This window comes from Trinickia sp. Y13, from assembly GCF_029522115.1.
Classification (GTDB): Bacteria; Pseudomonadota; Gammaproteobacteria; order Burkholderiales; family Burkholderiaceae; genus Trinickia.
The window spans coordinates 54,566-73,576 of the sequence record NZ_JAKWFK010000006.1 but is presented as its reverse complement, the minus strand read 5'-3'; the positions used below and the strand labels follow the sequence as shown (position 1 = coordinate 73,576).

The 19,011-nt window shown below is 64.4% G+C and carries 11 protein-coding genes; 7 read left to right on the top strand and 4 right to left on the bottom strand.

Translation table 11 applies throughout. The annotated features are described in order from the left end of the window. Nucleotide 1 precedes the first annotated feature (1 nt). Nucleotides 2-1,111 carry a type VI secretion system protein TssA gene (gene tssA / locus MMB74_RS13010; RefSeq protein ID WP_277429055.1) on the top strand — a complete coding sequence of 370 codons (1,110 nt, stop codon included), beginning with the start codon at nucleotides 2-4 and terminating at the stop codon, nucleotides 1,109-1,111. Nucleotides 1,112-1,118: 7 nt separating this feature from the next. On the opposite strand, the gene MMB74_RS13005 is transcribed toward tssA, so the two are convergent. The 4 genes from MMB74_RS13005 to MMB74_RS12990 all read right to left on the bottom strand — a co-directional run bounded on the left by MMB74_RS13005 (nucleotide 1,119) and on the right by MMB74_RS12990 (nucleotide 7,962). After that, entirely contained in the window at nucleotides 1,119-2,135 is a 1,017-nt protein-coding gene (locus tag MMB74_RS13005) for an OmpA family protein (RefSeq protein WP_277429054.1), read from the bottom strand. Next, a complete protein-coding gene (gene tagF / locus MMB74_RS13000) occupies nucleotides 2,122-3,108 on the bottom strand; it encodes a type VI secretion system-associated protein TagF (protein ID WP_277429053.1) in 987 nt (328 codons plus the stop codon). Before tagF ends, MMB74_RS13005 begins: the two co-directional genes overlap by 14 nt. Beyond that, nucleotides 3,105-7,010, bottom strand: a complete 3,906-nt coding sequence (tssM, locus tag MMB74_RS12995; RefSeq protein WP_277429052.1) for a type VI secretion system membrane subunit TssM — start codon at nucleotides 7,008-7,010, stop codon at nucleotides 3,105-3,107. Before tssM ends, tagF begins: the two co-directional genes overlap by 4 nt. A gap of 88 nt (nucleotides 7,011-7,098) precedes the next feature. After that, nucleotides 7,099-7,962, bottom strand: coding sequence for a M15 family metallopeptidase (locus MMB74_RS12990; protein ID WP_277429051.1), 864 nt, complete (start codon nucleotides 7,960-7,962; stop codon nucleotides 7,099-7,101). Between the two features lie 124 nt (nucleotides 7,963-8,086). Here MMB74_RS12990 and MMB74_RS12985 point away from each other — a divergent pair, with 124 nt between their 5' ends. The 6 genes from MMB74_RS12985 to MMB74_RS12960 all read left to right on the top strand — a co-directional run bounded on the left by MMB74_RS12985 (nucleotide 8,087) and on the right by MMB74_RS12960 (nucleotide 18,949). Beyond that, entirely contained in the window at nucleotides 8,087-9,073 is a 987-nt protein-coding gene (locus MMB74_RS12985) for a phage tail protein (RefSeq protein ID WP_277429050.1), read from the top strand. A 202-nt stretch (nucleotides 9,074-9,275) separates the two neighbouring features. Further along, nucleotides 9,276-9,857: a thiamine phosphate synthase gene (locus MMB74_RS12980; protein WP_277429049.1), complete on the top strand. Its 582-nt coding sequence runs from the start codon at nucleotides 9,276-9,278 to the stop codon at nucleotides 9,855-9,857. Between the two features lie 222 nt (nucleotides 9,858-10,079). Beyond that, nucleotides 10,080-10,658 carry a GNAT family N-acetyltransferase gene (locus MMB74_RS12975; protein ID WP_277429048.1) on the top strand — a complete coding sequence of 193 codons (579 nt, stop codon included), beginning with the start codon at nucleotides 10,080-10,082 and terminating at the stop codon, nucleotides 10,656-10,658. Nucleotides 10,659-10,744: 86 nt separating this feature from the next. Further along, nucleotides 10,745-11,116 carry a hypothetical protein gene (locus tag MMB74_RS12970; RefSeq protein WP_277429047.1) on the top strand — a complete coding sequence of 124 codons (372 nt, stop codon included), beginning with the start codon at nucleotides 10,745-10,747 and terminating at the stop codon, nucleotides 11,114-11,116. Nucleotides 11,117-11,149: 33 nt separating this feature from the next. After that, the gene (locus MMB74_RS12965; protein WP_277429046.1) at nucleotides 11,150-11,764 is read left to right on the top strand and encodes a tail fiber protein; all 615 of its coding nucleotides are present in this window, start codon (nucleotides 11,150-11,152) and stop codon (nucleotides 11,762-11,764) included. Nucleotides 11,765-11,809: 45 nt separating this feature from the next. Then, the gene (locus tag MMB74_RS12960) at nucleotides 11,810-18,949 is read left to right on the top strand and encodes a DUF4347 domain-containing protein (RefSeq protein WP_277429045.1); all 7,140 of its coding nucleotides are present in this window, start codon (nucleotides 11,810-11,812) and stop codon (nucleotides 18,947-18,949) included. Nucleotides 18,950-19,011 lie beyond the last annotated feature (62 nt).

Genomic DNA, 19,011 nt, shown 5'->3' with positions numbered 1-19,011 from the left:
CATGCCGATCGACCTCGCACCGCTTATTGCCCCGCTCCAAGGCCCATCGCCTTGCGGCGACGACCTGCTGTTTTCTTCCGACTTCGATGCGATCCAGCACGCGCGCCGCTTCGACGATCCGTCGCTCGATCAGGGGGAATGGGTCACGGATATCAAGGAAGCCGATTGGAGCTTCGTGATCGAGCGTTGCACGCTGCTGCTGAAGACGCAGACGAAGGACCTGCGTCTGGCTGCCTGGCTGACCGAAGCGTTGGCGATGAAGCAGGGCTTGGCCGGGCTCTCGCAAGGTTATGCGCTGCTTGCGACGCTGAGCGAACGCTATTGGGACAGCGTGCATCCGCTTCCGGAGGGCGACGACGCAGAATACCGGCTCGGTAATGTCGCATGGCTCGTCGGCCGCACGTCGCAGTTGTTGCGCGAAGTGCCGCTCACGCAGTCGTCGAGCGGCGCGTTCACGGGGCTCGATTGGGAGGTGGCGACGAACGTTGCGCAAGCGATCCGTCGCGATCCGGACCGAGCCGACGATATCGCACGCGGCAAGCCGTCGATCGAGCAGATCGATGCGGCCAAGCGCGCGACGCCGCCCGCGTTTTACCTCACGCTGGTTACGGACCTCAAAGCGTTCGAGGCTGCGATGCTCGCACTCGAGCGCGAACTGGACACGCGCGCCGGCACGGCGGCGCCCAGTTTTCGGCAAGTCAAGGATGCATACGAATTCGTCTTTACGCTTGCCGAGCGATTCGCGCGCGACGTGGGCGCGAAGACAGAACCCGTGGCGGAGCAACCCGCGCCTCCCGCCGAGCGCGCCGAGCCCAGTTTCAAGACGGCCCCTTCTCTCGAGACCTCGATGCTAGCCAACGCCGATGCACCCGTGGCCGTGCGCCCGACAGGGCCGATCCAAACCCGTGCCGACGCCGTGGCGCAACTGCGCGCGGTCGCGCGTTTCTTTCGCGCGACCGAGCCCCACAGCCCCGCTGCCTACCTTGCCGAGAAAGCCGCCGAGTGGGCCGACATGCCGTTGCATCAATGGCTGTCCGCCGTGGTCAAGGACGACGGCTCGCTCGCGCATATTCGCGAGTTGCTGGGGGTCAAGCCGGACGACGCGAGTTGAGCGGCCGCTATTGGCCGATACGGAACTCGATGCGGCGGTTGCGCGCCCGGCCGTCGTCCGTGTCGTTCGATGCGATGGGCTGGTCGGGGCCGACGCCCATCGTCGTCATCGAGCGCGGCGCCACGCCCTTCGTGACGAGATAGCCCTTGACGGCATCGGCGCGCGCCTGGCTTAGCGTAATGTTCGACGCGCGATTGCCGGAGTTGTCGGTGTGGCCGATGATCTCAACCGTCTTGCCCGAGAATTTGGCGAGCACCGTGGCCATCTGGTCGAGGATCGCACGGCCCTGCGGCGTCAAGGTCGCGCTACCGGTTTCGAATTCGATTGTGCGATTCGCCAGCGTGTTGTCCAGCACGCCCTGCTCCGACGCGCTCACACGCAACCCGTTGCGGATCGTATAAGTCGGGTTCAGCGCATTAGCCATGTCGCTCGCGATTTGCTGGCGCTGGGATTCGTTCGACACCTCGCCCTTCACCTCGATTTGCGTGCCGTCGATCTTCAGTTGTCCTTTGCTGATCTGCTTCAACTGCGGACCAAGCAGCTTCTGCACATTTGCGCTCCAATTGGGCGGGGTGGCGACGCCGCCGACCTCGATCTGGTCGAGCACATGGCCCGCGCCGTACGTCTCGCGCAACCGCTGCAGGACGGCGCTGTGCGTGGCTTCGTCGGGCACCTTGCCGCTCGCGACGACTTGGCCGGGGGCGGCATCGGCCGGGGCGGGCACGTGTGTGGGACCGCTCGTCGGGCCTAACGCGCTCGCGGCTCCCATTTGTTGCCCCTGCGCGGGCAGCGCCGTGACGCGAACGCGCATGCCGTTGTTGTCCACCGGCGAGACCGTGGCCGGGCTGCTGTTGTCGGCATAGGCGGCGCCAGCCGCAAAGCAGCCGCTCGCCGCGATCAGCGCGGCCGCCACGCTGTGCGCGAAGCGGCTCAAACCCGTGCGAAGCAACCCGCTCCCGAACTGTCGAGAAGCGCGGCGCCGCTCGCCGATCAATGCGTTCGTGCGCACGTCACGCCCCGACATACGCTTCGCGGAACGTATCGATCGCAATGCGCAGCGACAGTTGCGGCTGTTCGAGATAGCTGACGAGCTTGCTGATTCCATGTTCGTTCTGGGCGTGGTCGTCGACCCATTCGGGGTCGTCGATGTCGATGTTGTGAGCCGAATAAGCTTGCGGATCGATGACGCTGTGCAAGGTCTTCGCCGAGGCGCCGTTGAAGCCGACGACGAGCCGCTCTCGCTCGGCGATCGTGCCGATGAATATCGCCAATTCGAAATCGGCCTGCGCGAGGAACGGCGCGATGAGTTCGAGCCAAAACGCGGCGACGAGACTGCGGTAGAACATGTCGTTCGGCAGGGGCAGCGTGAGGCCGCGCTCGAGGTTTGGCGCATGGCTGAGCATGACGGGCTTGAGCAGCGAGCCGAGCGCGAGCATCGCGCCGCGCAGCCGCACGGGATGGCCGCTTGCGAGCAGCATCTGCTCGAGACCGGCGAGCGTTTGATGCTCGACGAAATCGGAAAACGTGCCGTCATGCGAGTTCGCGGTGCCGACATCGATCGGCACCTGGGTATCGCCCAGCGCTTGCAGCGCGGTGGCGGGTTCCTCGCAGTCGTAGACGGTGCGCATTTGCGTCGAGGCGCGCGCCCACAGCCGCGCGAATGCGAGCGGGCTGCGTGCGAGAAAGGCGAGGGGGCGCTCGACTTCTAGCGCCGTCGCGGCGAGCAGCGGAAAGCGCCGCGAGGAGACGTCGTGGCTCGACATCATGTGACCCGCGATCGCCAGCCGGCTTTGTGAGCCGAGGAACGCGAAATGCATGGGCTTGGCGTTCTCGTAGACGATCTTCCAGCGTGGATCTTCGGCGAGCAACTCCATGGCCTGCGCGACCCACTGGTCGAGCGTCTGCAGCAGTTGCGAATTGTGCGTGCTCTTGACGAAGTCCCCGCGCGAAGGAATCTTGCCGAAGTAGGCGAGTTGCGCCTGCACGGTTTGCGTCATTGCGCGGCTCCTGTATTCGAGACGGCCGTGTTCATGGCCGAGGGCGTGAGAGTGTTCGAAGGCGCCGCGGCTGCTGCGCCCGACGCGGCGAGCGCCGGAGCCGCGCCGCTTGCTTGCGCGGCGGCCGTGCGCGCCGCCGCGGCGTCGGCGACCGATTCGGGTAGGCGCGTGCCCCGCAGGCTCTGCTGTTGCGGGGCGTCGCCGCCACCGCCACCGCCGCCGCTCGACGGCTGCGACGTGCTGATGATCCGCATGCTGAGCGCCACCGTCACGCTGCCTTGGGTCCACGTCAGCGAGAACGTGCCGTCGGGGTTCCGCGTGCGCTTGGCCGAATTGATCAGCTTTTCGAGCCCGTAGCGGCCCGGTTCGTTGACGAGTTCGATCGTTCGGCCGTCGAACGAGGTGGCCGTCAGCGTGGCCCCGGGGGCGCCTTGCGGGTTCGGCCAGACGAAGTTCGTCCATTGCGGCGGCGTATTGCGGTAACGCAATTGCTGACCGTCGATGGCAATCGTGTACTCGGTCGTGCCCTGGCCCGGCTGCGGCAGGATCTGGAACACCGTTTGCGGTTCGGCCGCCGCGCCGCCGCTGGCGGCAGCCGCCCCCGAGAGGGGAGCGACCCAGCGAGCGAAGCCGCTCGTGAACTCGGGCGAGAGCACGATGCCCATGCCGCCCCAAGTGCGCGGCGAAAGCGTATCGCCGCGCCGCACGGCGAGCGGCCCGAGCGTCGTGCCGACGAACTTGGAAATCGCGCCATCGGGGCCGAACACCTGCGCAATCTCGCTCGCGCCGGCTTCGACCTTCGCATCGCCCGAGAACGGATACTTGTTCGCGAGCGAAGTTTGGAAGGTTTGATAGACCTGCGCGTTCCAGACTTTATTGACTTCGTTGCTGGCCGGTTCGATCGCGACTGCGAATGCTTGCATCAGCGGCCGCACGAGCAAGGGGCGTAGCGCCTTGCGCTGATCGTCGGTCAGCCCCGTGAGCATTTGCTCGTCGACGAACTTGAGGGAATCGGCCAGCTCGGAGCCGTTGCCGTCGAGCGTCTGCTGGATGAGCTCGCGCGCGCCGGGGCCGGGGTCGCCCTGGTTCTTGAGGACGTTGAAGCGCGTGCGCACCTTCGAAAGCGTCTCCATATAGCCGTTCAGCAACGATGCGTTGTCCTGCTTTGCGACGATGCGTGCGAGCCCGCTGAAGGCAATGCCGACGGGGCCTGCCGTGGTCGAGCCGCCGCCGAGATCGACTTCGATGCCGGCGTTTTGCGCCGCTTGCGTCTTCGACGAGAACAGCCGCTTGAACCATCCCGTGACGCCGTTCTGTGCCTTTTGCAAGGTGGTGGATGCGAGCGCCGGATTGTCCCAAGCCGTTTGGGCGTAGGCCGTTTCGAGGATCTTGCGGATGGGCGAATCCTGCGGATCGCCGAGGCGGTTCATCGCATCGACGGCCTGGCCGAAGCTGCCGAAGTCGCGCACGGCGATGCCTTGCATGAAGCGCTGCCAGTGCTGGGCGTACTCGGTCTTGTACATGCCGACGAGCGCCTTTTGGATCTGCTCGGGGCTGCCTTCGAGCGTGAGGTCGTCTTGAGAAGACGTGTTCAGCACCCAATCCTTCGCCTGCAGCTCCTTCGTGGCGGCGTCGCGAATCGCGGGCTTGACGTAGTCGAACCACGCTTCGCGCGTGAAGGTGCCGGGTATCGCATAGCTGCCGCCGACGAGGCCGGTGTTGTTCTCGCCGACGATGCGCGCGATCGTCATCGGCGCATAGCGCGTGGAGGCGCGCGCCTTGATTTCCTCGTAGACGCGCTGACGCGCCGGCATGCCCCGCACGACGCGCCGCAAGTTCTCTCGGGTCTGATCGATCAACGAGAGGTTCGCGTCGATCATCGGCCAATCGTCGTCCGAGACGCGAGCGAGATAGAACGTGATCATGCGCTCGGCGCTCTTGATCATTTCGTCGCGCGACATGTTTCCGCGATTGGTTTCGAGCCAACCGCGCCAGAAGCGCGCGAGCTGATCGGTGAGGTGCGCCGCTTCGACATGGCGCTTGTCCGACAGCATCAGGTAGGTCTTCAGTGCGTTGTACGCGTCTTCGACGTTGGTCGGCGACGCATCGCTATAGAGACCGCCCTGTGCGCGGTTCGCGGCCGGTGCCGCCGTGCTCGCGCGCGCCGAGACGGGAATGGCCCCCGATTCGGGCGGCCGCGTGAGCGGCGCGAGCTGATCCGGATGCGCGTCGACTTCCTTGAGGAAGGCGGCCAGATTTTGCGACACCGGGTCGAGCATCAACTGTTTGACGCCGCGGTAGTACTCGGCCAGCAGGCGCTGCTCGATCCGGTCGCCTTGGTACAAGCCGAGCGATACCGAGATGGGGCGGTCGTGGCGGAACTGTTCGAGCTGCGTGATCCGGTCTTCGAGAATATCCATCGCTTGCAGCCGCGACTGCAGATCGTTGCGGTTCTGCTGCAGCCGCACGATGTTGTCGAGGTCGGCTTGCACGTTCGAGGCAAGCTGTTCGTTGCCGAGGGTGGACCAGGTCCATCCCCCGAGCGCCAGCGCGAGCGCGGCGACGAACGCGAAGAACGTGCCGTAGCGGAAACGCGTTTTCGCCGGGCTGGCGAATTGGCGCACGGTCTGGCGATCGGCGAAGATGACCTTCGAGAACAAATCGCGCAAGAAGAAACCGTTCTTGGACGAAGCCGCCTGGGGCTTGGGCAGGTTGTCCACCGCAACGCCGAAGCGGGCGCCGATGCGCTGCGCGGCGGCGCTGCTCGTCTCGCCTTCCTGCAAGGCGCTCGTGAAGTAGAAGCCGCGCAGGATCGGCTTGTATTGGAACGGGTTGTTTTCGAACAGCGTCGCCAGGAATACGCGCAGTGCGGGCTTGATGGCGAGAAATTCGAGCGGGAAGCTCAACTGCCCGGGCGAGAGCATATTGCCGCGGTTGATCGACATCTGCGCGACGCTGATTTCCTTCAGGCCCTCGTAGAGCTCCTCGAAGCGCTCGTCGAACAGGCCGACGATATCTCGCTTCTCGTCGGGCTCGTAAGGCAGCGTGGCGCCCCAAACGCGTTCGTACTCGTGGCGCTCGCCGCCGCTGAAGAATTCGGCGAAGCCCGTGATCAGATCGGCCTTCGTGAACATCACGTAGACGGGTGCGAACACTTCGAGCTTCTCGGTCAACTCCTGGACGCGCTGGCGCAGGCTGCGCGCGAGGTTGATCGTGGCGTCGGGACGGCTGCTCGTGAGCTCGGCGATGCTGGCCGTCACGATGATGCCGTTGATCGGCGCCTTCGGCCGGTAGCGCTTGAGCAGATTCAAGAAGCCCAGCCACTCGGTGCGATCTTCCTCGTGCACCGAATAGCGGCCGGCCGTGTCGAGCAGAATGCCTTCTGTCGTAAAGAACCAGTCGCAATTGCGCGTGCCGCCGATGCCGTGCACGACGGCGTCGTTCTTTTCCGCGAACGGAAACTGCAGCCCCGAATTGAGCACCGCGCTGCTCTTGCCCGCCGCCGGATTGCCGATGACGATGTACCACGGCAAGTCGTAGAGCGCCGAGCCTCCCGATGCCTGGCCGATTTTCGAGGTCTTGATCGTGCGCACCGCCTCGGTCAGCCGCGTGCGCAGGACGTCGAGATCGGCCGGCTTGGCGCCGGCGGCCTGAGGCGCTTTGCCCGTCTCCGCTTGTTGCTCGAGCATATCGCCCAGCTTGCTGCTGGCGCGGCGCGCGGCAATGCGGCGCCAGAGCCAGGCGACGAACAGCAGGACGAGCAAGCCGGTCACCGCGAGCGCGGGCCAAAGTGGAGGGAGGTCGAGCCAAGCGGCGAGCGCGAACAGAATCGCGGCGATGACGACCACCCCGACCACGGTCATCGTCCGTTTGCTGATCAGCGCATTAAGGAAGCGTTGCATAAGGCTTTAACTTTCTCGAGTCTTCGAATGGCCCGGCGCACGGCGGCGAAAGGCATTGCGTGTCGGTGCTCGGCGGCCGAGCTTCTCATTATTGCCGGGCGATCGTACCGCTTGGCGGCCGTCCTAGGACGAATCCCGGCTTGTGATATTCAACGTGTCCGAAATCCATCAATTTCCATCGTCCGCCCCATGTCAAGCCGACTTGCTCGGCCGTTTTCCCATAAAGCTCATAGCCTCGCATGGCCCAGGGATCTTTCTCGGAAATGACGATCTTGCCGTCGCGCAAAAACGCGTTGTCGGCGGCAAGGCCGTATTGGTGATAGCTCTGAAATGCTGCCGCATTGGTCACGCCCCCCAGCTGCGCGAGTCGGTTTTGCCTCTCCGGGCTTCGATATCCTTCCAACAACGCCATTTCGTAGCCGTACTGCTCGCGCATGATCTTATAGACGAGCAATAGGCGTGTTCTGAAATCGGCATCAAGCAAATTCCAATCGCGGCTGGCGTCGCGCAATGCTGGACGGACCTGTTCGACTTCCTGCGTCGCAAAAACCTCGGGCGGCAGCGGCGGCGGTGGAACGAGCTGCTCCCCATTGAGCAAGGCGGCGATTTTCTCGTCCGGCACGCGGGCTTCGCCATCAAACTGAAATAATTGGCGGCCGCCCAACGCAATTGCGATCAACGGAGGCGCCGCAAGGATACCTGCCGTAATCAAAATCAGCAAGCGTTGCCGAATCAGTATTTTTTTCGCGTCTTTAAATGTGCCGTGGGAAATTCTTACTGATTTGTCGATGCCGTTACGCGCATGCGAGATGCTGCGGGCGGCTCGCTTCGATATGCGCCGGTGGAATTGGAGGGCCGCCGACATTAGCGCGGCGCGTGCTGGCGGCAATAGGAACAACGCCGCGATGGTGACGGCGACGGCGAAATAAGCGGCGAGTGCAACGGCAATCAAGATCGGCCCCGGGAGGGAAATAAATTGTATTTTGTAATGCTTGCTCTTAGAATCTGGCCTGCTTGCAAGGGAGGCCGGATCGCATTATCGCGGCGAATTAAACAAAGAGCTAACGAGATACTGAATGAGTGCGCCGGAAAGTTCCAGTTCCAAAGGGCGGCCGAGCTTGCTTTCCGAGACGGCCCCCGGGTCCGTAGACAACAACTCTCGCATTTTGGCGAGCCTGGAAGGGCGCGTCGTCGCGCAGCAGCCTCCCCGCCGCCGCTCGAAGAAGCCGGTGCTCGCCGTTGGCGCGGCTGTCGTGGCCTTCTCGGCGCTCGGCGCGTGGCAGTGGTTGCGCGGGCAACAGAATGACGTGTCCGTTGCTACGGCGGCGCCCGCGGCTACCGTTGCGGCGAAGGCTTCTCCCGCTAGCGGCGCTGCGACGGGCGCCGCTTCGTCGGTGCAGGTCGCCCAGGTAGCGGCTGCGTCGGCGCCGCAGGCTGCCGTGATCGTCGCCGACGATACGGTTCGAGGCGACGATGCTAGCGCCAGCGCGGGCGCTTCTTCGCCGCGCGGCGCCGATGCGGACCGGCTATCGCAGGCGCTCGCGAGCGGCGCGGCGCCTGTCCAGAATGGCGATAAACCGGTCTCCGCTGCGGTGGCTGCGGCAGCGACGAGCGCGCCCGCCGCCCAACAACAGGCGCCGGTCAAAACGATGGCTGCGCGCACGCAACGCGAGAGCGCCAAACAGAACCCGAGAGAAAGCGCCAAGACCCGTCATGCCGAGAGGCTGGCCGGTGCGCATGCGAGGAAGCATGTCAAAGGGCGGTCGAGAGCAGTCAAGGACGATCCGGACGTCGATCTGCTAGCCGCGCTCGTCGCGCGCACGAAGCCCTACGACGCCAAGCCGGCCAAGGCGGCCAGCGCGCCCGTGGGCGCGAGCAAAGCGGCCGCGTCGAAGGCCGGCGCAGCGAGCCTGGCCGATCAAGTGAAGGCATGCGATAACGGCAATTTCTTCGAAGTGCAACGTTGTCGCTGGCGTGCGTGCTCCGGCCATTGGGGCAAAGATCCGGCTTGTCCGAGCACGGCTGCCGCAGCGCAGGCGCAACAGCAGGCCCAGTCGCGGTAGCAATGGCCGTAGCAGTAGCAGTAGCAATAGCGGGCGCGCGTTGCCTTGCTCGGCGTCGAGCAACCGATGCGATGCAATGCCCGAGCAAAGGCCGACGCAATCCGGTTCGCGCCACGCCCGCAAGTCTTGTCGATGCCGCCGCAGCGCGTTCGGCTTGCTGCGCCGGCTTGGCGTGAGGAGCGTCTTTTGCTAGCGTGAGCGGATGCGCATCGATCCGCCCCTTCCCGATATCTTATTGATCACGCCCGAGCCGCCGGAGCCAGCGCGGTTCGACGTGTTTCTCGAACGTTTGCGTGGCGCGGTTTCGTCGGGCATGTCGCTCGTGCAACTGCGCGCCAAGCACCTCGATGCCGCGGCCTACGGCGAGCTCGCCGAGCGCGCGTGCGCGATATGTCACCGCTACGCTGCACGCCTCGTCCTGAACGGTCCGCTGGAAGAGGTGCCGGGCGTCGACGCCGACGGCGTACATTTGCCAAGCGCGCGGCTTATGCAATGTCAAGCGCGCCCGAGCGGCGCGCGCCCCAAGCTGTTATCGGCGGCATGCCACTCTCGCGAGCAGCTTCTGCATGCGCAGGCTATCGGCGTCGATTTCGTCACGCTCTCCCCCGTCTTGCCGACTACGAGCCACCCCGGCGAGCCCACGCTCGGCTGGTCGCAATTCGAAGCGCTTACCGCGCAGGTGTCGATGCCCGTTTTCGCGCTGGGCGGCATGACGCGAGAGACGTTGTCGACGGCTCGCGCTCGCGGCGCCTACGGCATTGCGGGGATTTCGGCCTTTTGGTGATCGGCTCGTATTCCGGCGCTGCTTGATGTCGCTGGCCGCCCGTATCGGCGGGAGCTCGAGAAAGTTAATCGGGGTATCTACGTAGGCATCAATCACTAGGTTCGGTTGCTGGCGCCCATTGTCTAGACTAATATTCACGGGCGATTACAAAATTTTCATAAGCTGATCGACACGGCATTGATCGATTGGTCCCTTCCGTTTCGCAAGGACACGAGATTTCAAATGGCCAACGGGTGCAGCCCCGCTTTCGATGCGCAATGCGCTCGCATCGAGAGTGCAGGCAGTAGTGTGCGTCTTCGGGCTGCATCCGAAAGCGACCGGGCCTTTCTGCTGGCGGTTTTCGAAAGCACGCGTGCCTACGAGTTTGCTCAATCGGGGTGGGATCGCGAGCGTATATCGACGCTGTTGGCGGAACAGTTCGCCATGCAGGATGCGTATTACCGGCAGCATTACCGCCATGCTCGATTCGACGTGATTATGTCGCGCGAGGTAGCGATCGGCCGGCTGTATCACGACTGGCATGGCGATGAAGCGCGCTTGATCGATATCGCGCTGTTGCCCGCTTATCGCGGCGCCGGCATCGGAACGCGGCTTTTGCATGCGTTTGTCGCACAAGCGGTAGCGCGTGCTATGCCGATCGTGCTTTACGTCGAAATGAATAATCCGGTGCAAGCGCTTTATCGCCGGCTCGGGTTCGAATCGATCGGCGAAAACGGCGTGTATCTGAAGATGCGCCGTCCCGCGGCAGCCTTCGAAGATGAAAGCGGTGTGACGATCGAAGGACTGGGATCGAGCAACTAGGATCTGCGAGTTGGCGCGCGGCGATCGCGACGCGACGATAAGGCGGTAACGATAGAGACCATGGTCGGCAGCATCGACCCAACAGAATGAAGAATGAACCACGCGCGGGGGCTTGCTTGCTGTCGATTCCCACCCAAGAAGAATTGCTCGAAGCGATCGGGCAACGATTCACCTTCGGCTTGGCCGACGGCCGCACCGTCGAGGCCGTGCTCGCGCACGCGAGCGCCGGCACGCCCATGAATGACAGTTTCGTTTGCTATGCGGCGACTTTCGAGTTGCCCAGCGGCGTCTTTCTGCCCCAGAACGTTTATCGCATCGGTTCGCCGGCGGGCCGAGCGTGGGATCTGCTCGCCACGCCCACGCGCCCCACCGCGGATGGGCGATCGACGCTCACTGTCGTGATTCACACTCGTGCCGACGAACTAGCCAATGCGGCCGGCTCCTCGGAAGTGATGTAAAGCGGTTTCCTTTTCTTCGACAGGAGGCGTTTGATGAGCGATCCGTTCTTGGGCGAAATCCGTATGGCGGGTTTCGACTACGCACCGACCGGCTGGGCGCAGTGCCAGGGGCAGTTGTTACCGATTTCGCAGAACCAGGCGTTGTTCGCTTTGCTCGGCACCTACTACGGCGGCAACGGCGTGTCGAATTACCAATTGCCGAATCTGCAAGGGCGCACACCGGTCGGCATCGGGCAAGGCTTGGGACTTTCGCCGGTGGTCATCGGCGAGACGGGGGGGACCGAGAACGCGTCGTTGACGATTCAAAACCTGCCGCAGCATACGCACACGGCGACGGTGATGGGCGGTAGCGGGACGGTGTCGATCGCGATCCCGGCGTCGACGTCCACGGCTTCGGGCTCGGAATCGGCGGCGCCCAGCAACACGTCGGTGTTGGGGCCGGTCAGCGCCGGCGGTCGCCCGGGCGCGATTTACAGCACGGCGACGGCCGACACGACGCTCAAACCTTTCGAAGCCGCTCTGAACGGCGCCCCTCCCACGGTTCAGAACAGCACGACCGGTGGCAGCCTGCCGTTTTCCGTGCGCAACCCGTACCTCGGCATCAACTTCATCATCGCGTTGGAAGGGGTTTTCCCCTCGCGCGGATGACGAACGCGTGCCGTGAGAGCGGCACGCTTTCAAGGACGACAAGCGATGAAATTCGCCGCCAACCTCTCCAAGCTCATCGCCGCGATGCGCATGCCGGAACGTCGAGCGCGCAATGCGGGCGCACTGCCTGCGCCGCTCATCGTCGCGCTCGAGCCGCGGATCGTCTATGACGCATCGGCCGCTTCGATTGGGGCGGCGGCCGTCGCGCCCGAACATCACGCCAGCGTGGATGTGCCGGCTCCGGGCGGCGCGGCACCGGCTGCACATGCGGGCGCCGATTCCGCGGCGTCGGCGCGGGCGGTTCATGGCTACACCACGGCAGCCGTAACCGGCGAAAGCGGGGCGGGCTCGTCCACTATGCGGGCGGTGCATGGGTTCACCGATACGGTGGCACAGACGACCGATCGTCAGGTCGTCTTCGTCAATTCGAACGTCACCGATTATCAAACGCTCGTCGCGGGTCTGCCGCAAGGCACGCAGGTTGTCATCCTCGATTCGACGAAAGACGGCCTCGCTCAAATCGATCAGTATTTGGCGCAGCATCCGGGCGTGGGGGCGATCCACCTCGTCTCCCACGGGTCCGAGGGCAACGTGCAGATCGGCAGCACTTGGCTCAACGCGGGCGATATCTCGGCCTATCGCGCCGAGATATCGCAGATCGGCGCCGCCATGAAGCCGGGCGGCGACTTTCTGATTTACGGCTGCAATGTGGCCGAAAACGCCGACGGCAAGGCGCTCGTGCAGCAAATTGCGTCGATCTCAGGATTGAACGTCGCGGCATCGACCGATGCCACCGGTGCGGCGGCGCTCGGCGGCGATTGGGCGCTCGAGTACGACGCCGGCGCCGTGCATACGTCGGTGATCTTTTCGCACGCCGCAGAGCAGCAATACAGCGCAGTGCTGGCCGTCAGCGATGAAACGTATGACGGTCAGATCGGATACGACACGCCCGGCGGGGCGACGGGCGTGACCTCCTTCACGCTGGACGGCATCACGTACACGATGGATCAGGCTGCGGAATTCGCCGTTGACAGCACCACCGTCAATCAATTCGGCCCTCCACCGTTGAGCACCGGCCCAAGCGACGGGGTGCTGTTCGGCAACGTGCAAGGCACGTCGCTGAATTCAGTGACGATGACATTGGCCGACGGCAACAACATGGCCGTCGAGAGCTTCGACATCGATATCAACCTGCCCTCTAAAGTTGCGATCGAGGCACTGAATGGCGCTGGAACGGTAATCGGGACGATGACGCTCGATACCTCGGTAAGCGGCAGCTCTGTGTTTCATGTCGATGTGTCGGGCAACTCGGCGTTTGCGGGCATCAAGAGCCTGAGAATTCGCGAGACCGACTCGGCGTTTCTGACGCCGACGTTGAACAACTTCACCTATGTCGATCTGTCGTCACCGCCAGTTGTGACCGCGAGCGGCGGCAGCACTGCTTTCGTCGAAGCGGACAACGCCACCTCCACGCCGGTCGCGGTCGACAGCGGGTTCACCTTGACCGATGGCGATGCGACCACCGCCAAGCAAGGCACGGTCAGCATCGTCGGCAACTTTTCGAGCGGCCAGGATGTGCTGGCGTTCACGAACACCAGTTCCGCGCTGTACGGTGACATTTCAGGCTCCTACAGCAGCGGCAGCGGAGTGTTGACGCTGACGTCGGCAAGCGGCACCGCGACGATCGCGCAATGGCAGAGCGCGTTCCGGGCCGTAACCTATACCGATACGGCGGTGTCGCCGAGTACCGCGACGCGCACGGTCAGTTTCACATTGACGAGCGACGCCTATTTCTCGTCAAGCAATACCTCCACGAAAAGCATCACCGTGACGGCAACCGATCAAACGCCGATTGTTACGACCACGGGCAGCACGGCGACGTATTACGACGGCGGTGCCGCCACGACGATCGACGGCAGCGTGCAAGTGACCGATCTCGATAACACGACGCAAGCGTCAGGCTCGGTCACGATCAGCGGTGGTTTTCATAGCGGAGATACGCTCAATTTCACGAACGACGGCTCGACGATGGGCAACATCACCGCGTCATTCAACGCAGCGACCGGTGTCATGACGTTGAACTCGTTGGGGTCGACGGCTACCGACGCGCAGTGGGCGCACGCGTTATCGGCGGTGACGTTCTCGAGCTCGAGCACGACGCTCGGCAATCGCACGATTTCATTCGCTACCAGCGACGGCACGAAGACCAGCACCGCGGCGACCGACACGGTCAATGTCGCCAACCCGCTGCAGATCACGACCGACTCCGGTTCGGCCGCATTCGTGGCCGGCGACAACACGGCTTCGACGCCGGTTGCGATCGATTCCGGCCTGACTATCACCGATGCGATCACGACGACGCTGGGATCGGCGACCGTCGCGATTACGGGCAACTACATCAACGGCGAGGACTTCCTGGCGTTCACGAACGACGGGTCGACCATGGGCAATATCACCGGGTCCTATCAGCAGGCGACCGGCGTGCTGACGTTGACCTCGGCCGGTGGGACCGCGACGGTTACACAATGGCAGAATGCGCTGCGCTCGGTGACCTACACCGATACGATAGTCACGCCTGATCCCTCGACGCGCACGATCAGTTTCAGCGCGACGGACAGTCTGTCGAACACGAGCGCGGCGGCGACGCGCACCGTGACGGTGACCGATACCGATCAATCGCCGATCGTGACCACGACTCATGGTACGACGAACTACGCGGGCGCGACCTCGGCGGTGACGATCGACAGCGGCATCACGGTCAGCGATCTCGATAACGCGACGCAGTTGTCGGGGACGGTATCGGTGAGCGGCGGCTTTCATAGCGGCGATACGCTCGGTTTCACGAACGACGGCTCGACGATGGGCAATATCGTGGGCTCGTACAACGCAGCGACAGGCGTGCTGACGTTGACATCGTCTGGAGCGTCGGCCACCGATGCGCAGTGGGCAAACGCGCTGAAGTCGGTCACGTTCTCGAGCACGAGCACGACCTACGGCAATCGCACGATTTCGTTTGCGACGAGCGACGGCACGAAGACGAGCACGGCGGGAACGGATACGATCAACATGACGGCGCCGCCGACGATCACGACCGATTCGGGCTCGGCGGCGTTCGTCTCCGGTGATAACGCGGCATCGACGCCGGTGACGATCGATTCCGGGTTGACCGTGTCCGACGGCAGCGCGACGACGCTCGGAAGCACGACGGTGGCGATCACGGGCGGCTTCCATTCGAGCGAAGACGTGCTGGCGTTCACGAACAACGGCACGACGATGGGCAACATCACGGCTTCGTACAACGCAGCGACGGGCGTGATGACGCTGACGTCCGCGGGCGCGACGGCCACGCTGGCGCAATGGCAAAGCGCGTTGCAATCGATCACGTATACGGACACGCTCGTCACGCCGAACACGGCGACGCGCACGATCAGCTACACGGCGGTGGACGGCGCGGGCAACACGAGCGCGACAGCCACGCGCACGGTGACGGTGACGGCGACGGATCAAACGCCGATCGTGACGACGACGGGGGGCACGACGAACTATGTGGGCGGCGCCTCCGCTGTGACGATCGATGGCGGGATTGCCGTCAGCGACCTGGACAACACGACGCAAATGTCGGCGACCGTGGCGGTGACGGGTAACTTCCATAGCGGCGACACGTTGAGCTTCACGAACGACGGCTCGACAATGGGCAACATCACGGCTTCTTATAGTGCGGGCTCGGGTGTTTTGTTGCTCTCGTCAGTGGGCGGAACCGCCACCGATGCACAGTGGGCCAACGCGCTGAAGTCGGTGACGTTCTCGAGCACGAGCACGACGTACGGCAGCCGCACGATTTGGTTCCAGATAAACGACGGCACGAAGAACAGCGCGCAAGCCGCCGATTCGATCAACATGACGGCGCCGCCGACGATCACGACCGATTCGGGCTCGGCGGCGTTCATCTCCGGTGATAACGCGGCATCGACGCCAGTGACGATCGATTCCGGGTTGACCGTGTCCGACGGCAGCGCCACGACGCTCGGAAGCACGGCGGTGGCGATCACGGGCAACTTCCACTCAGGGGAAGACGTGCTGGCGTTCACGAACAACGGCACGACGATGGGCAACATCACGGCTTCGTACAACGCAGCGACGGGCGTGATGACGCTGACGTCCGCGGGCGCGACGGCCACGCTGGCGCAATGGCAAAGCGCGCTTCAATCGATCACGTATACGGACACGCTCGTCACGCCGAACACGGCGACGCGGACGATCAGCTACACGGCGGTGGACGGCTCGGGCAATACGAGCGCCACAGCCACGCGCACGGTGACGGTGACGGCGACGGATCAGACACCGATCGTGACGACGGCGGGGGGTACGACGAACTATGTGGGCGGTGCCTCCGCCGTGACGATCGATGGCGGGATCACCGTCAGCGACCTGGACAACACGACGCAATCGTCGGGGACGATTTCGATCACCGGTGGCTTCCATTCCGGCGATACGCTGGCGTTCGTCAATACGAGTGCGAGCACGTTCGGCAACATCGTCGGTTCGTACAACTCGGCGACCGGCGTGCTGACGCTGACGTCTTCCGGTGCGACGGCTACGGACGCGCAATGGGCGAGCGCGCTATCGGCCGTGACGTTCTCGGCTGGATCTAGCGCAACGCCGGGCAGCCGCACGATTTCGTTTGCGACGAGCGACGGTACGAAGACGAGCGCGGTGTCGACCGATACGGTGGCCGTGCTCGGTCCGCCCACGATCACGACCGATTCGGGCTCGGCCGCGTTCGTGGCCGGCGACAATACGGCATCGACACCCGTGGCGATCGATTCGGGGTTGACCGTGACGGATGGCGCGGCGCCGACTCTGTCCTCGGCGACGGTCGCCATCACGGGCAACTTCCACTCAGGCGAAGACGTGCTGGGCTTCACGAACACGAGTTCGGCGACGTACGGCAACATCGCCGCTGCGTACAACGCAGCGACGGGCGTATTGACGCTTTCGTCCTCCGGCAATACGGCCACGCTCGCCCAGTGGCAGGCTGCGCTCGATGCGGTGACTTACACCGACACGGCGGTGACACCGAACGCGACGACGCGCACGATCAGCTTTACGGTGGTGGATACGGCCGCCGTCACGAGCAACACGGCCACGCGCACGGTGACCATGACCGACACCGATCAGACACCGATCGTGACGACTTCGAGCGGCACGACGAACTATGTGGTGGGCACGTCGGCGACGATCGTCAACCCGGGCGTTGGCGTCACCGATCACGACAACACGACACAGTCCTCAGCGACCGTCGCGATCACGGGCAACTTCCACACCGGCGAGGACGTGCTCGCGTTCGCGAACGGCAGCGCGGCGACGTTCGGCAACATCGCCGCGAGCTACGATGGCGCAACGGGCGTGCTGACGTTGACCTCGGCAGGCGCCACGGCCACCGATGCGCAGTGGGCGAACGCGCTTTCGGCCGTGACATTCGCGAGCAACGGCACGCACTTCGGCAATCGCACGATCTCATTCACGACCAACGACGGCGCCAAGACGAGCGCGGGAGCGAGCGCTACCGTGGCCGTGCTCGATCGCCCGCACGTCGGCACCGATGCGGGCGCGGCGTCGTTCGTCGCGGGCGACAACGTGGCTTCGACGCCGGTCGTCGTTTCGCCGGGTTTGACGCTGACCGATGTCAGCAGCGCGTCGGCAACGTCGGCGACGGTATCGATCACGGGCGGCTTCCATGCCGGCGAAGACCTGCTCGCGTTCAGAAACGACGGTGCGACGATGGGCAACATCGCCGCGAGCTACGACGCCAATACGGGCGTGATGACGCTGAGCTCGGCCGGTGGTGCGGCGACGCTCGCGCAGTGGCAGGCGGCGCTGGCTTCCGTGACTTATACGGATACGGCCGTCACACCCGATAACGCGACGCGCACGGTCAGCTTCGCGGTGACCGACGGCAACGGCACGACGAGCGACGTGCAAACGCGCAGCGTGACCGTGGCCGATACCGATCAAACGCCGATCATTACGACGTCGGGCAGCGTTTCGTTCACGGCGCGCGGAGATGGTTCGACCCCGGCGATCGTCGCCCCCCAAGTGACGATCAGCGACCGGGACAACGCCACGCTGACATCAGCCCAAGTGGCGATCACCGCCGGCTTCGACGCAGCCAACGATAGGCTCGCATTCACGAGTAGCGCGGCGACGGGCAATATCACGGCCAGCTACGACGCCGCAACAGGCGTGTTGACGATGACCTCTGCCGGCGGCACGGCCACCGTCGCGCAATGGACCGCCGCGCTGCAATCGGTCACCTACGCGAACCAAGCGCTCAACGCGGGCAGTAGCCGCACGGTCACGTTCGCGGTCAACGATGGCGCGAAGACGAGTGCCACGGCGTCCAACACGATCGCGATCACCAACGCGCCCGCGTTCCCGCCGATTCTGCCTTCGCCGCCGCCGACGATCATCGTCCCGCCCGCGTCGACGCATTCGTCGCTGTTCACGGGCAATGACAACACGGCGCCGCCCGACGTGCTCGAGGAGTTCGCTCAACCGCTGCCGATTGGCTCGGTGCCCGTCGTACCGACGATGACGTTCACCGATCCGAGCGCCCCGGCGCATGCCTATTCGCTGGATCGTGCGTCTGTGCCGCGCACCGATATGACGGCGCTCAACGCGTCGATTGCCGTGCTCCCCATCGACGCGCCGCTCGCGTTGCCGGGTGTTTCGTTCGAGATGGCGCCGAACGACCCATTCTCGATCAGCGTGGCGACGTTGCTGCCGCCTTCCGAGGCGATGCACGGCGGCTCCGATGTCACCGTCCAACTTGCCAACGGCCGCACGCTGCCGGGCTGGATCCACTACGACGCAGCGAACGGCGTCTTGCGCGGCAAGCTGCCACCGGGCGTCGAGGACGTGCACATCGTCGTCCGGACGCGCGATGCGTCCGGCCACGAAACGCGCCGCGAGGTGGTGCTGGCCCCGCACGAGAAGCACGGCGGCTCGCATGGCGCTTCACACGGCGTTGCCCATCCGAAGGCCCCGGGTCATGCGGCGCTCGCGGAGCCGTCCGTCGCGCGGGCCGCGCACCCTGTCGGCAAGCCTTCGCTGGATCAACAGTTCGCCAAGGCGCGCGCGGCGTTGCACGTATCGAATCCGGGCGGCGCTGCGCGTCGCGTATGAACCCCGTCAACCTTCAAGACCAATGAGACTACAACCGTCAGTTGCCGAATCGATGCCCGCGC